The sequence below is a fragment of the Bacteroides sp. AF29-11 genome (genome assembly GCF_003602895.1).
Classification (GTDB): Bacteria; Bacteroidota; Bacteroidia; order Bacteroidales; family Bacteroidaceae; genus Bacteroides; species Bacteroides uniformis.
The window spans coordinates 79749-95794 of sequence record NZ_QTLY01000005.1; the positions used below are offsets into that span (position 1 = coordinate 79749).

General features: G+C 47.7%; 11 protein-coding genes and 1 other RNA gene. 2 read left to right on the top strand and 10 right to left on the bottom strand.

Going from position 1 to position 16046, the window contains the following annotated elements; translation table 11 throughout:
- Positions 1–67: 67 nt before the first annotated feature.
- Positions 68–541 (top strand): 23S rRNA (pseudouridine(1915)-N(3))-methyltransferase RlmH, encoded by a 474-nt coding sequence (gene rlmH, locus DWZ03_RS09690; RefSeq protein ID WP_117601274.1) that lies wholly within the window; start codon positions 68–70, stop codon positions 539–541.
- 6 nt (positions 542–547) lie between these two features.
- Here rlmH and DWZ03_RS09695 read toward each other — a convergent pair whose 3' ends face one another.
- The 10 genes from DWZ03_RS09695 to DWZ03_RS09740 all read right to left on the bottom strand — a co-directional run bounded on the left by DWZ03_RS09695 (position 548) and on the right by DWZ03_RS09740 (position 15418).
- Entirely contained in the window at positions 548–3457 is a 2910-nt protein-coding gene (locus tag DWZ03_RS09695; protein WP_229122489.1) for a bifunctional fucokinase/fucose-1-phosphate guanylyltransferase, read from the bottom strand.
- 423 nt (positions 3458–3880) lie between these two features.
- Positions 3881–4237 carry a MarR family transcriptional regulator gene (locus DWZ03_RS09700; RefSeq protein WP_005831273.1) on the bottom strand — a complete coding sequence of 119 codons (357 nt, stop codon included), beginning with the start codon at positions 4235–4237 and terminating at the stop codon, positions 3881–3883.
- Positions 4238–4248: 11 nt separating this feature from the next.
- Positions 4249–6726, bottom strand: a complete 2478-nt coding sequence (locus DWZ03_RS09705) for an FAD-dependent oxidoreductase (RefSeq protein WP_120129801.1) — start codon at positions 6724–6726, stop codon at positions 4249–4251.
- 178 nt (positions 6727–6904) lie between these two features.
- Positions 6905–8119, bottom strand: coding sequence for a clostripain-related cysteine peptidase (locus DWZ03_RS09710; protein ID WP_120129804.1), 1215 nt, complete (start codon positions 8117–8119; stop codon positions 6905–6907).
- A 10-nt stretch (positions 8120–8129) separates the two neighbouring features.
- The gene (locus DWZ03_RS09715) at positions 8130–8528 is read right to left on the bottom strand and encodes a hypothetical protein (RefSeq protein ID WP_119957826.1); all 399 of its coding nucleotides are present in this window, start codon (positions 8526–8528) and stop codon (positions 8130–8132) included.
- A 120-nt stretch (positions 8529–8648) separates the two neighbouring features.
- Positions 8649–9509 (bottom strand): RNA polymerase sigma factor RpoD/SigA, encoded by an 861-nt coding sequence (locus DWZ03_RS09720; protein WP_002561589.1) that lies wholly within the window; start codon positions 9507–9509, stop codon positions 8649–8651.
- A gap of 192 nt (positions 9510–9701) precedes the next feature.
- Complete coding sequence (locus tag DWZ03_RS09725) at positions 9702–11231, bottom strand: Do family serine endopeptidase (protein WP_035458138.1); 1530 nt, start codon at positions 11229–11231, stop codon at positions 9702–9704.
- Between the two features lie 347 nt (positions 11232–11578).
- Positions 11579–12913, bottom strand: coding sequence for a transglutaminase-like domain-containing protein (locus DWZ03_RS09730; RefSeq protein WP_120129807.1), 1335 nt, complete (start codon positions 12911–12913; stop codon positions 11579–11581).
- Positions 12910–14082 (bottom strand): dipeptide epimerase, encoded by a 1173-nt coding sequence (locus tag DWZ03_RS09735; protein WP_008664809.1) that lies wholly within the window; start codon positions 14080–14082, stop codon positions 12910–12912. Before DWZ03_RS09735 ends, DWZ03_RS09730 begins: the two co-directional genes overlap by 4 nt.
- Before the next feature lie 130 nt (positions 14083–14212).
- Complete coding sequence (locus DWZ03_RS09740; RefSeq protein ID WP_044468207.1) at positions 14213–15418, bottom strand: NlpC/P60 family protein; 1206 nt, start codon at positions 15416–15418, stop codon at positions 14213–14215.
- Positions 15419–15618: 200 nt separating this feature from the next.
- On the opposite strand from DWZ03_RS09740, the gene rnpB reads away from it, so the two are divergent.
- An RNA gene (rnpB, locus tag DWZ03_RS09745) (RNase P RNA component class A) lies at positions 15619–16032 on the top strand.
- Positions 16033–16046 lie beyond the last annotated feature (14 nt).

Genomic DNA, 16046 nt, shown 5'->3' on the forward strand with positions numbered 1-16046 from the left:
GTAAGCATTTGTCTCAAAATACAATAAAAAAATGCTAAATTTGTGCGCTAATCAAAACAGAACCAGTATGAAAACTACTCTGCTCGTCGTAGGACGGACTGTAGAACAACACTTTATAACAGCCATCAACGACTATGTGCAACGCACCAAGCGCTATCTCTCATTCGAGATGGAAGTCATCCCCGAACTGAAAAACACCAAAAGCCTCTCTATGGAAGTTCAGAAGGAAAAAGAAGGGGAACTGATACTGAAAGCTCTCCAGCCGGGAGATGTGGTCGTACTGCTGGACGAAGGTGGAAAAGAGATGCGCTCCATAGAGTTTGCAGACTATATGAAGCGCAAGATGAATACCGTAAACAAACGGCTGGTATTTATTATCGGAGGCCCTTACGGATTCTCTCAAAAAGTATACGAAGCGGCACACGAGAAGATGTCCCTCTCACGCATGACCTTTTCCCATCAGATGGTACGCCTCATTTTTGTGGAACAACTCTACAGGGCAATGAACATACTAAATGGGGGGCCGTATCATCATGAATAATGAATTTCAGCTCCGCGACACCTGGAATCCCTTATCCGAGAGTGACATTTCTACGAACCTGGCTCTCGGATTCGGTACATTCAGCGTCAAGGTCTCACGGATGCGCAGGGCTGCCTGCGGATCCTTAGCCACCATATACAGATAGCCTCCCCCACCGGCTCCCGGCAGTTTATATCCTAAGGTATAGTCTTTTATCTGACAGATGATGTCCTCTACGGCAGGAGGATTTGTTCCACTGTCCAGTGCCTTCTTCTGCATCCATGTCTTGCCTACCAGTGTTCCGAAACTCTTGAAGTCATTCCGTTGAATGGCTTCGGCCATATCCAAGGCATGTGCTTTCATCTCTTCTAATAACCCCAGGTGCAGGGAAGAGTTGAGGAACATGGAGCGTACTATTTCTGCAAGGATGCCCTTGGCTGTACGCGTAATGCCCGTATAATACAGCAGATGGCAATCGCGGTATTCCGGATGGGTAAACAAATGCTCGGGCAACCAGCGTACCAATGGCTGCTGGGCAAATCCAGCCTCCGTCTGCAACAGTTTGATGCCTTGCAATACCCCACCGTATTGGTCTTGCCAACCGCCACCGGTCGTCAGCAACTGTTCCAGGGCAAGCGTACGGCGGCATATTTCGTTCTTATCCCACATCAGTCCGCAAAAGTCACTCAATGAACCCAAGACAGTAGAAGCCAAAATGGAGCTTGTGCCCAGACCGGAACCTGCAGGTATGGCAGAAAGCAATGTAATCTCTATACCTGTGCCGAAGGCTTCCAGTTGTTTTTCCAGCGAAGGATAAGCCGTTTCTGAAAAAGCCGGAACAAACCCGGCCAGCGCCAATGCTGCTTTGGGAATGGAAAAGGGGGAACCTATCATGCAATAGGATTGCAATTCCTCAAAAGTATTCACCACCTCCATGGCTCCCATATCAATGGAGCGCAACACGATGCGATGCTCCGCGCAAGGTTTGATGTACACTTGTAAAGGCGGCTGCCCGTTCAGTTCAATGGCAATATTCACCACACTCCCACCGGCAAACAAGGAGTAAGGCGGAGTGTCCGTCCATCCTCCCGCCATATCTATGCGTACGGGGCTACGCCCCCATACAATCTGGTCACTATACACATTCAGGCGAGGACTGCTCTTGCGTTCATACAAATCGGTCAGCAATCCTTCGCGCAACAAGCTGAATGCGGCCTGCTCGTCTGCCTTGAAGTCCCTTCCGTCCAGCTTCTCAATCTGTGCACGCAGCATCCGGTTATGGATACGCTGCATCAGCGAGGCATCTGTCGGCAACACTTCCGGCTTGTCAATGCCGAATTTATGGAATTTACCGGCCACATCCATCAAGTCGAGTTGATAGAATACACTCTTTGCATGGTTGCGTGCCAGCACTTCCCAGTTTCCTTTGCAGAAGCTCTCCCGCTGTGCATACAGCAGACGCAAGTCGGCTTGTGCTGAAATTTCGTCGGCGGACAACCGACGACTTTCCAGCCAGACAGCCTTTCCTTCCGTCAAGCCCGGTTCGGAAACCATCCATCGAAGCACTGTCCCCATCTGCTCTTTATCTTCCACAACCGGGAAGATGGCAGCAGCCTGCAGGTCCTCTTTTCTGCCGGTGATGTCTTCCACCGACAATTCCCGTTCGACCAGCCATTCCGAAAACGACATCCCAAGGAACAGTGTCTTTTCATCCCGAATATCCCCCTTAAAAGTATCGTCAAAACCATAGGGGCGTACTGCCCAGCGCTGGTCGGCAAGCGGAACTATATCAATGCAGATACCGTCTGGAATGGTCAGCCTCCAGTCATTCTTGGGAACACCCGTGATAATCTGCCGTGCCCCCAGCCGCCAAGAAGCTCCAACAAAGCTGTTTTCAATCCAAAGACTGTCGTTCTTCGGAGTAAGGGGGAGATGCACTTCTGCATTCTGCACAAAGATGGCCGGATTGGGCTTCAACTTCCGGTGCATAATCTGGCGCTGGTCGTAGACCTTATTCTGTAAGGTGACGGTTGAAGACAACAGTTCGCGGCTTGTTCCATAATGGTAGAATTCGCCTCCGGGCAAAGGCAATATGGCGACGGAGAGGCTATTCAGCTCTTCATCCTCAATACGGGGATGATTTCCTAAGGACAAGCCAAAGTCAGCATACAAGTCATAGTATTTCAAGTCGGAATATGGCGTATCCACGTCCAAAGCCCCATCTGCCTTCTGCGAACGTTTCATCAGCAAGTCAACGGCCCGGTCGCTCAATAGCCAGATGCCGATATCCATTAAAAAGAGATGTGTCTTGGAGAGGTTTTCCAATTCTTCCAGAGAGGGTTTCTGAAGCATGAAATCCAAGGATTCCGGTTGATTCCGGTCCGAGATAAACACACCATGATGTGTGGCGAGCAACGGGTCTACCCACAGTCCATAGCACACCACATCTGCATCGGGAATCTCTTGAAGCGGCTTTTCCGCACGGATATATACGTCACCACTGGCAATCAGCGTACGCAGTCTTTCGGGAGCCCGCTCCATTATCTTTTCGTAAAGTGGGAGTTGAAGGGATAATAAATTCTGTCCCAGTTTTTGTCCACGCGCCCAGCGAAACACCGGAATCGGGGTCAATATCTTGCCCGACGGTGCATATCCCGGTAAACGACGGCTTTGTCCTCCGGCATGCAGCAGAATACGCTTCTCTATTGGAATGCTTTTCTCTGTTGGAATGCACTTTTCTGTTGGAATACGCTCCTCCGCCCAATACTTCCTATCCCGTTCCTTCTGCCATTCTCTCAAGAGCCAGGTAGTTCCCCCACCCGAGCCAAGTTTCATTCCCACCGGGTCGGAAGTACAAAACCATTCCGTACGGTCTACATTTTCCAGTTCATAGAATGCCGACACCAGATTAGGCGGCAAAGACAATAATTTCTGCATATCAATCGCTGTATTGCTTACTATTTGACAGCAAAGTAAAATAATATTAGGCAATTGACATAGAAAGTTTCAATTTATTTCTTTGGTATCAAGCTTGTGTTCCTTTACGGAAATACGACTGAGTATATAGGCGATTCATAAAGAATGGCTTTTCCAATCAAGTTCATTTTTAAAACAGAGAAAAGAATTGATTAAGAGTTAAGAAATTGTCGAAAGAGACATTATTAAAGATTCTTAGTAAATTTCTCAGTAATAAAAGATAGAAATACACACGAACAGATACAAACAATTTATAGCATGCAATACACGATACTAACAACATGTCGTGCAAGAAGTTAATAACGTGTCCTACAAAAAACAAATATCGTGTCCGCAGGATATTAACTTCCTGCAAACACGATATTAATTCGCTTTTACACAAAACTATACGAGGCTAACGACCTGCTGCAACAACCCCGACAATTCGAAAGTAGCATTCTTAATATCCGAAATCCGGTTCTTGCCTTCTGTCGTAAGAGAAAAACGCATCTGACGCTTATCTTCCTTACCTATCAGACGGGTAATGAGCTTCTTTCCCTCGACAGAGCGAATGACCTTTGAAGTGTTGGAGGCAGACAAACCCAGTGCCTCGGCTATCTCACTGGAGGTAAGCTTAGGAGTATTGAGCAGCGTGCACAACAGCATTCCTTCATTCAGCGACAAATCGTACATCTGCGTAAACTGTACCTCGAACTCGGCAATAGCCCGATAAACATCACGGATTTTACATAAAGTCTCCATATCTCGTCCTCCTATATAAATAAATTCACATTTGCCTTGTCCGCACGTTCCATATAGGTAGCCACGCCGCCGATGGTTACTTCATCCAGAAGTTCTTCGTGCCGAATGCCCATCATATCCATAGACATCTGGCAAGCGATGAATTCCACTCCCTGCGCCAATGCCTGCGAGCGCAACGACTCCAGAGAATCCACTCCCTTGCGCTTCATCAAGAAGCGCATCATGCGGCTGCCCATGCCAAACATATTCATCTGCGACAACTTCAGTTTCAAAGAGCTGGACGGCAGCATCATGCCGAACATCTTGCCGAAGAAGTCTTTCTGCACACTGGGTTTCTGCACTTTCTTCAAGACGTTCAGTCCCCAGAAGGTGAAGAAAATGGTTACTTTCTGTCCCGTTGCCGCTGCTCCGTTTGCCAATACGAAGGTTGCCAGCGCTTTGTCCAGGTCGTCACTGAACAAAATCAGCGTCTTTCCCCTACCCCCAGTTACGGGAACATTGGAAACGGATGTACAAGCCGGAGCACCTTTTTCAATGACTACCGTATAGCGTCCTTTCTCGTCATGCTTCTCTATCAATTTATTTCCCGTTGTATCGCACCAGGCAGAAGCGTCGCGGGCAAAACCGGCATCGGTAGCCACAATCTCCACACGCTCACCCTCAGCAATGCTATCCATCGCCTTCTTCACCTGCATGATGGGGCCCGGACATTGCAAGCCGCAAGCGTTTATCTTCAGCGGTTCCTTTCTGGAGACAGATGCCGCTGCGGGAACGTCGTCGTCAGCAGGGCTGGCCGAAGAAGCGGAAGAAGAGTCGCCGCCTGCCGGAACAGATGGAGACGGTAGAGGTGCTGTTGCCGTGGAGTAGGTCTTATAACCACCTATCAGATTGCGCACATTGCGATAACCGCGTCCCATCAAGATGCGCAGGGACAGATAACCGCGCAGACCCACAGCACAGAAAAGCACTACCGGCTTGTCCGTAGGTATCTCTGCCAGATGCTCGCGCATTTCGTCCAACGGGATATTGACAGCTCCCGGAATGGTGCCGAAAGAGAACTCCTCGGGCGTACGGGTATCTATCAGCATCACTTTATCCTTCTCTTCTACCAGCTCGCGCCAAGAGATGACGGGCATAGCACCGCTGATAATGTTCGATGCTGCATAGCCACCAATAGCGATGGGGTCTTTGGCCGAGGAGAAAGGAGGTGCATACGTGTGCTCCGTCTCCATCAAGTCGTAGACTGTGCCACCCCGCTTGATGAGTCCGGCAATCTGGTCGATTCGCTTGTCCACTCCCTCGTAACCGATACATTGCGCACCATAGAGTTTACCGGTTTTGGGATGGAAAGTCAGTTTCAAGGTCAAAGGTAGGGCATCCGGATAGTAACCGGCATGAGATGCCGAGTGAGTCACCGAGCTTTGATATTCCATGCCCCACTGCTTCAAGCGTTTGGCTGCAAGGCCCGTAGAGGCTACCGTCATGTCGAATACTTTGGCAATGGAGGTGCCGATAGCTCCTTCGTAGGAAACAGTATTGCCAAACACCATATTATCAGCAACGATACGTCCCTGGCGGTTGGCAGGATTTGCCAGATAATTGAGCCAGGGCTTTCCGGTCAGCGGATGAGGATATTCGATGGCATCGCCCACAGCATAGATGTCTTTTTCGGAAGTCTCCAAGTGTTCGTCTACCCAGATACCGCCCATCTCGCCCAGTTTCAAGCCGGCTTGTTGCGCCAATGCAGTGGCAGGACGCACACCGATGGAGAGTAACACCATATCGGCAGGAATGGCCTTTCCGCTTTTCAGGAATACGGTGATTCCGTTGTCCGTACGCTTGAAGTGGGTTACGCCTTCTTCCAGATAGAGGGAGACACCTTTCTGCAACAGATGCTGATGAATAGGTGCCGCCATAGAGAAGTCGATAGGCGCCATCACCTGATTACCCATTTCGACTACAGACACATGAACACCGGCATGATGCAGGTTCTCCGCCATTTCCAATCCGATGAAACCGGCACCTACCACCACGGCGCGTTTCACCTGCTTGTCCGAGATATAAGCCTTGATATGGTCGGTATCTTCTACATTGCGCAACGTGAAGATGCCTTCGGAATTAATGCCTTCCAAGGGGGGCTTCACGGGGTTAGCACCGGGAGAAAGCAAAAGTTTGTCATAGCTTTCATCGTACTCCTTGCCTTCCGCATTGCGTATGGTAACGGTCTTGTTTTTGGGATGGATGGCGATTACTTCATTCTGCACACGCACATCAATGCGGAAGCGCTTGCCGAAAGATTCGGGTGTCTGTACCAACAGCTTCTCGCGCTCTGCTATCACTCCACCTATATAATAAGGTAAACCACAATTAGCATACGAGATGTAAGGGCCTTTCTCCAATAAAAGGATTTCAGCCATTTCGTCCACTCTTCTCAGTCGGGCGGCTGCCGTGGCTCCACCTGCTACACCGCCAATGATTACATATTTCATAATTCTTCGTTTTTTAAGTTTGATGATGCAAAGAAAAGAGTTATTTTCAATAAAACATAATTTCCAAAGGAAAATATTATTAAAAGACTCATTTTTAATAAGAATAGGCATAAAAAAACGGATTATTACAAGTTTTTACACCTATAATAATCCGTTCAGTATGCAAGTTTTTATAAGCTTACCAACCAAGCCGAGCAAGACCGACAGCACTATACCATGAAGTAGAACGATAAGCGGCATTAGCAGCTTGAGCAGCAGCAGAAGTGGCAGTGGAAGGTATATAATGGCTAACCCCATTTGCCCGCTTCATGGAGAACATACCAACAGACATCGAATAAATCATTGGCGTTTTTTTCCAACAGACAGAAGCTGCATCATATGCTTGCTTCCATTCATCCAAGACAACTTCATCCACAACAAGTTTTTCCATCATTTCTACGAAATCATAATAGCCTACATAATAAGACGATCCTACTTTACGCTGATCATAATCAAAGACCGATGACCGAAGAACTTCTCTATCTGCTGTCACTCCCGACAAAGCATTTGCTGTAGCAGCAGCTAAGTTCTCAAGCTCAGAAGATTTCAGCACATCTATAGCAGTGCCCATTGTCCAATTGCTATTACTTCCTATTTTTCCAGTATAAATTTCATCATAAGCAGCAAAAGTCCCAATAGCCATTTCTACCGCTGCACCTTTCTGAAATATAAATGGAAACATTCTATCATAGGCAGCACCAGGACCTGGATTCTCAGCAGGGAAACCAATATAGTAATCGCAACAATCACGCAACTCATACGCGACTTCCACCGACTGCATAAAGCAAGCATCAAACATAATAAAATCAAAATGAGGAGCGTTCTGTAATACTAACTTCAAGTCCTCAATATTCATATAATGCCCTCCTCCAGTCTTATCATTTCCTATCCAGCGAGTAGAAGGCAATGGAGTAGGTATCCATCCTTCCCCATGCGACCAATAAATCAAACCATAACTTTCCGCTTTATATAAAGAATTCCCAAACACATCATTGAATACCTCTTGCGTCTCAGCGACTCCGCACGAATTTCTATCTTCGTATTCTTTGACTATTGTTTCAACAACAGTACCACCTTTATTTTCAATTTCAATCAAACGAGGAAATCCCGTATCTATATACACCAATAAATGCATATCAGATGTATTATCAATTGAAGCCATCCCAGCTTTCAATTCCTCCAAATCCCCATCCGTAAAGCTAGCCAATGGATTTATACTATTATCCGCTGCCATATATACCAGCACAGTACGTTTCCCATCAACCGGAGGATCAGGTATCGGGTCATCACCACGACACGCCGACATGAACAAGGGGAAAACGAAGAAAAAAAGAAGATATAGTTTTGTTTTCATACTTGAAATCTTATTCCTGCGGTTTTGCAAATGTGAAAGCTTCAGGCTTCACCACCTGCAAAACCATATTCTTACTCTTCTTATACTTACCTTTTACCTTTACAGCCTCTTTTTCTAACTTTTTCCTGTTTTCAGAGAAATAAATCATACAAGTATAGTCCGGCTTCTTCAGATTGTACTCCAGATAGTTCTTGAGCTGGTAAGTGTATAAATCACGCTTGGGCAAGAATCCATTCTTATCCAGCTCTACGCTGTCCAATACCTGGATGTCTGTATAATATACGATGGAGTCATTGAAAGAAGCCGCCACCCCAAAAGCATATACAACCTTTTCCTTATCTTTCATTGTAAAAGCCGAACACAACGCAAAAACCAAAGCTACGGCACAAAGTATACGAACGTATTTCATTGAGTTATGAGTTATAAGTTATGAATTATCAATGGGGCAAAGATATAAAAAAAACCGCACGCCTACTAAAGACGTACGGTTTTTAATTCCTTCTATTTGTCGGAAACTGATATTTCTTATTTATCCCAAATAAGATTTGAGCAATTTACTACGATTACTTTGTCTTAATCTTCTGATTGCTTTTTCCTTAATCTGACGCACACGCTCACGGGTCAAGCCGAATTTGTCGCCGATTTCCTCTAATGTCATTTCCTGCTGTCCGATACCGAAAAACATCTGTATGATTTCTTTTTCCCTATCGGTTAACGTAGAAAGAGCTCTATCAATTTCCCTCGCAAGAGACTCGTTCACCAAAGAGCGGTCAGCCATAGGGGAGTCATCGTTGACCAACACATCGAGCAAGCTGTTGTCCTCTCCCTCTACGAAAGGTGCGTCTACCGAGATATGACGGCCTGACACCTTCAGCGTATCAGAGATTTTGTCAACAGGGATTTCCAGTTCATCGGCAAGCTCTTCGGGAGACGGACGACGTTCGTTTTCCTGCTCGAACTTGGAAAAGGCCTTGCTGATTTTATTCAGCGAACCCACCTGGTTCAACGGAAGACGTACAATACGCGACTGCTCTGCCAAAGCCTGCAGAATGGACTGACGTATCCACCATACTGCATAACTGATGAACTTGAAACCACGTGTTTCATCGAACTTTTCGGCAGCCTTGATCAGTCCTAAATTACCCTCGTTAATCAAGTCGGGCAAACTCAAACCTTGGTTTTGGTACTGCTTGGCCACAGATACAACGAAACGCAGATTGGCACGTGTCAATTTCTCCAGTGCAACACGGTCACCCTTGCGGATGCGCTGAGCGAGCTCCACTTCCTCTTCAACAGTAATGAGGTCTTCGCGACCGATTTCCTGCAAATACTTGTCAAGAGAAGCGCTCTCTCTGTTAGTGATACTTTTTGTAATTTTAAGTTGTCTCATTCTTACTAATACAGATTTGGGTTGCAAAGGTACGACAAATTATTTTGTTACAATAATCTCATCCTAACTTTTTCACCTTATTTATATCTTATCCTATATAACAAAAAGGATGCCGGTATGTATTGTACCGACACCCCCTTTTCGCTATTGTTAGCTAATATTACAATCTTCTTACCTAACTATCCTTATTTTTTATTCTTGAGTCAAATCAACGGCATACATTGCACGTTTTCCTGACGGGAACATACCGGTGATGAACAAACCTTGCTCAGGAGACTTTCTTGCCTCTTTCATCGCCTTTTCCAAATCGTCCACCGTCTTCATCGGCACTCCGTTGGCTTTCAGAATGATGAAGCCCTTGCGAATACCTGCATCGGCCATCTTACCATTGGTAACCCCGGTAACTTCCAGACCGTACCCCAGGTTCAACTGCTTCTTCAGCTCGGAAGATACGGGCTTGAAGGCTGCACCCAAGATTTCCATTCCGGCATCCTTCACTACCTTCGTAGTGCCTTGCTCATTCTTCAGCGTGATTTCGAATTCCTTTTCCTTCTTGTCACGAACCACCGTTACCTTCACTTTGTCGCCCGGACGGTGTTTTGCCAGCATTTCCTGCAAATCCGAGAACTTGTGAATCTTCTTGCCGTTCAATGCTATGATTACATCGTTTTCCTTCAAGACGCCGGCAGCGGAACCACCTTCAACAACTTCGGCCACATAGATACCCTCTTTCACGCCAAGTTCGTCGGCCTTCTTCTTCAGTTCTTCGGTCCAGCGTTCGTCCATCTGCAGGTCTGTGCTCAAATCACTACCCTTGATACCAAGAAGCGCGCGTTGCACGGTACCAAACTGTTTCAAGTCGGCTACCACCTTTGTCATAATGCTGGTAGGGATGGCAAAACCATAGCCGGAATAAGCACCCGTGGGTGAGTAAAGCATGGCATTGATACCAACCAGCTCGCCTTTGGCATTCACCAACGCACCACCACTATTACCTTGGTTGATGGCAGCATCCGTCTGAATGAAAGACTGGATGTTTGCAGCTTGTCCGTTGGAGGCAGAAGAGCCAATGGAACGGGCTTTTGCACTGACGATACCAGCTGTTACGGTAGAGTTCAGGTTGAACGGATTACCTACCGCCAATACCCATTCTCCCACCTTCAACTGGTCGGAGTCACCAACCGGAATTGTCGGGAAGTCATCCCCTTCAATCTTAATCAATGCCAAGTCCGTGCTGGGGTCAGTACCGATGATGCGTCCTTTCAGCTCACGGTCGTCATTCAGTTTCACAGTGATTTCATCAGCACCTTCCACCACGTGATTGTTCGTCACAATATATCCGTCTTTGGAGATGATGACACCCGAACCGAAACCTACACGCGGCTGGGTCTGTATCTGGCGCTGGCGTCCACGACCGTCTCCAAAGAAGAAGTCAAAAATATCCGGCTGTTCTTGCACCGTCTGGGTCTTACTCAACTGAGTGGCACGTATATGCACTACAGCATGGAGCGAACTCTCCGCTGCTTGTGTCAAATCCACAGGCTGGGCATCCGTTGCATGGAAAGCCGCCGGTAGCAGATTATTGGGGTTCTGTTGGAACAACTCGCTGAATGCGGCAGGCTTTTCCTTATTCAGCATCTTATAAGTGGTCAATCCAGCCACTCCAGAGCTCAGGAGCACGATAGCCGCAACTCCAAGGATGTTTTTTGTTGTCTGTTTCATACTATTCTTCCTATTCTTTAAATTGTTAATATTCAAGTTTCGTTTAACATTACGACGTTAAAATAACGACAAAAAACGTTCAGTTATTCCGCTTGTCACTCTTTTTTGTTCTCTTTTAACAGAGGATATTTAGGGCTTAACAGCGGTTAACGGCAAAGACTGACAAATTAGCATTTATGTACGATTGCTGACTGTTAAAGAACTGACAGATAGGGCATAAAAAGACACATCACCCGTTGCGGCCGAAACGGATGATGCATTTGGGGTAAACAGATGATGCGTTTATACCAAACAGATGATGTGTTCGGGCTGAACGCATCATCTGTTTTTAGAGGGCAGATAGTACCTTAATAATTCAAGTAATCAATGTCCATGTGGTAGTCCCACTGCGGGAAGTAGAGGTTACCTCCCTCCCACTCCACCTCGCCACGCTGGAAGTCGACGGTCTCGCTGCGGGGATACTGCTTTTCGGGCTGTAGCGGCATGCCGTAATCAGTGTTCACAATCATGCGCCAAGAGTCTATACCACCCAGGAAGAAATATTCTTCGTCGGCATTGCGAGCAAAGGCAGGAATGCCGAATGACTGGTCGACAGGCACCCAACCCACACCCTCGAAGTAGACTTCTGCCCAATCGTGCAGATTCCATGCACGGGGATGCATCATAAAGCCGCTCTGGAAATGTGCGGGAATTCCACTGATGCGGCAAAGCGTAATGAACAGCAGGCTGACTTGGCCACAGTCTCCGTGACGGTTGTCCAACACATATTCCGGGATATTCTCAATGGTGGAATATTCGCGTGCAGAAGCCCACGGGAAGTTGTCATTCACCCAACGGAAGATACGTTTGGTTTTCAAGTAGGGGTTGGTTTCACCGGCTGTCAATTTGGCAGCAAGTTCGCGCAAGCGTGGGGAAAAGACGATATGCTTCTCACGCTCGGCAGTATATTCCTTATAAAGGGCGGTTGTCGTATCATAGGGCTGCACGTCTTCCGGCTTCAGATTATGCCATTCACCGTTGGCGGTAAACTCAAAGGTTTCGGAGAATACGGTCGGTTCGCCTTCGACAGCACGTTTCTCCATGTACAATGTACTGTGACGGCACTCGGGCGACGAAAAGGTGTATTGCGGTTCGCTGGCCGAAATGAACTTGACATCCTGCTGCCGGGCCTGGTCCTGACGGGGATAGGGTAACCAGCAACGGATGATTTTCCCGGCAGGCACGGCATTGGTATCTACGGTCAACGTGTAGGTGACGCGCATGCGCTTCGGCGCAACAATGGCCTTGCCCTCTTTCTTCACAGCAGAAATGATTTCGGGCAGGTTCTCCATATTCACTTTCTCGCTGCCACTCGGCAAAGTGCCTTCCTTGGCTATCTTGATGTCATAGCAAGTGGAGTCCACACGAAACAGATTAGGTCCGGCATTGCGGAAATAGCGTTTCTCTCCATCCAGCATCATGCACTCCAAAGCTTTGGAGGCTTCCCACTGGCGCATCTGCTCATCGGTCACGTCGGGAATATACTTGCGGATATAGTCCTTCACCTGGGATTCCGTCATACAGAAATCCGTAAGCAGACGTTGGTACAGGTCGTCCTCCCAATTATAGGGCTTGCTCTCGGGCTTCGTGCTGCATGCAGAAGCCATCACAAACAGAGCAACGGTATACAATAGCTTTCTCATAACTTCACCACTCCAATACCCGGCAAATCGGGCAACGTTATCTTGCCTTTCACAACCTCCATACCCTTGAAACGGTCGTTCGCAATCAGCAGACTACCGTCCAAGTCGGCAAAGTCCACTGCCGGAGAGAATTGGGAGGCAGCGGTAATGGCACAAGAGGTCTCGGTCATACATCCTACCATCACTTTCATGTCCAATGCACGTGCCAAAGTCACCATCTTCCAGGCTTCGCGCATGCCGGTACACTTCATCAGCTTGATGTTGATGCCCGTAAAGGCACCCTTCAAGCCTGCCACATCCTTCAGACGCTGAATGGACTCATCGGCAAATATGGGCAACGGGCTTTGCTGGGTGACCCATGCAATATCGTCCAGTTGTTCCTTGGGCATCGGTTGCTCTATCATGACAATTCCTTTTTCGTGCAGCCAATGTATCATATCGAGCGCATGATGTTTGTCCTTCCAACCCTGGTTGGCATCAATGGCAATCGGAAGGTCCGTCACCGAACGGATGGTCTCTATCATTTCCTTGTCGTTCTCCCGCCCCAGCTTCACTTTAAGGATATTGAACTGGTCGGCACACTCTTTCGTCTTTTCACGCACCACGTCGGCCGTATCAATACCGATGGTGAAAGTTGTAGAGGGAGTCTTTTCCTTGTCCAACCCCCATATCTTATACCAAGGGGCTTGCAACAGTTTGCCCACAAGGTCGTGCAAGGCGATGTCCACAGCAGTTTTAGCAGCGGAATCCCCTGCCGAGAGGCTGTCTATATAAGCCAGTATATCTTCCAGCTGAAAGGGGTCTGAGAATTGGCCGATGACATCCTGCACCTTCTTCAGAAAAGCCAGTACACTGTCCATCGTGCCTAATTCGTGTTGCAGGTACGGGGGCATGGAGGCTTCACCATAACCGATAATGCCATCATATTCTATCTCGACTTGAACGTCGGGAGTGGTAGTACGCGAGTAGGTGGCCACTGTAAAGACATGGCGCAATTTCAGTTCATAGGGGAAGAAACGCAGTTTCATTTTGGGGGTTACACCTGCCCTACTGTTCACGTTGAACAAGGAAGGAGCGTCATTTCCTCCGGCAAATACATGATTGATTGCCATGCCTGAGCCGAGTGCGGCAAAAGCGGCGGTTTTCAGGAAATCTCTTCTGTTTGACATAATTGTGTGTGTATTAAATGTGCCAATATGCTAATGTGCCAATATGCCAATGGGCTGCGCTATATATATACTACGTCATGTTTGCACCGTCACGCCGAGGTCATTGGCATATTGGCACATTAGCACATTATTACATTGAATAAAATGGATTCGTTTTCGTTGTATTGAGCGACGCCTCCTTATTTATATAAGGTAACACGCGCGTAGCGAACAACAGTCTACCGAGGTTGTATTCATCGAACAGCTCGTCGTCGGGGCTGAAGCTATTGACGCGCACATCGCCTTGCGAATGGATGAAACGCTTGTTGCCGATATACATGCCGACATGTACCACACGTTCCTTGCGTTCCGGCGTCGCCTTGCGCCCGAAGAAAATCAAATCGCCCGGCTGGAGGTTACTGAAATCAGGAGCGATATCGATATGCTCGCCCACGTATGCCTGCTGGGAAGCATCCCGCGGAATGATGATGTCGTGCATGAAAAGAACGGTGCGCATGAAGCCGCTACAATCCACCCCTTTGGAGGAAGTGCCAGCCCAAAGATAAGGGATGCCCATCATGCTATGCGCCGTAGCTATAATGCTGGCTGCGTCCTGCTTCAAGGCTGCCCGCCATTTCTTCTCAGGCATAGAGATGGATTTGGAGATATATCCCTGGCGGCCGTCGGGATAAGCCACCTTATAAAAGGCACCTTTTGTCCCCTCCCACTTCAGGCGGTTTCCGGCAGCAACATCAGAGACGGTCTGCGATGCCTGGCTGGGCTGTGAGTAGACAAAGCCATAATGCGAAGTCACCACTATTTTCTCTGCATTGTTCCAAGCGGTCAGCTCTTCCCGCGTGACGGGATGTATGCCTACTCGGTGTACCCATGCAATGTAGTTGTCCGGTGTCTGGATACGGTACCAGCCGTCGCGCTGCAACACCCGCACCGGCATACCCATCAAGCCTTGCGTCATCATTTCTGAAGAGAAATCCGGGGCTACCCGAAGATTGCACACAGACACATTGACAATGCCATACGTCTTGCCTTCAAGTCCGGCCTCATCCGGAAGCACTTGCAGACAATCCATCACCGCATATCCTTTCTTTGCCAAACCATCCAGCAAAGCCGTCTTTGCCTCTGCCGAAGTGGTGACACCACGCAACATCACATTCTTTCCGGAGAAAGAGTAATCCACATCGAACAAAGCCACGCGCTTGTCCGGTGCAAACTTTTGTTTCAAACTGTCAGCGAGTTGCGCCACTTCTGCAGGTATTGTACGGTCACCCACTTCCGAAGCGACAGCAAAAAGCGGGATTAACAGAAATAAAGAAAAAAGAGAGGATAACTTTTTCATTGGCCAAAAGGATTTGGGGGTTATTACTAATAGCAAAGCTACGAATTTATTCCGAAATAGATACATGTTTTTAAGATAATTAAGAGTAAAGAATGAAGAATGAAGGATTCATCCGTACTGCATCCGCACACTGCACAACAAATTCTTCATCCTTCATTCTTCATTCTTCATTAATATTCCGTATCTTTGTACCCTATAAAGCAGTTGGTCGGTCTGTCGCTTGCGCCTCGTGCGTATGAGGAAAGTCCGGGCAACACAGAGCGTCCCACTTCCTAACAGAAAGCTGTCCGTGAGGGTAGAGTAACGTAGAAGAAAATAACCGCCGTCGCCCTTGGGCTACGGTAAGGGTGAGAAGGTGGGGTAAGAGCCTACCAGTCTTGTGGCGACACAAGGGCTGTGCGTCTTGGGAGTTGTAAGGTCATGTAAACCGACGTTATGAGAGTTGCTCGCTCCATGTCGGAGGGTAGACCGCTAAAGCTTGTATGGTGACATGCGGCTCAGATAAATGACAGACACTTCTTTAATGGAGAATGGATAATGAAGAATGGATAATTCCTAATTAGGCTTTTTCAGAAACAGAAGAACAGAACCCGGCTTACAGACTGACTGCTTTTTTATTGACAATGGA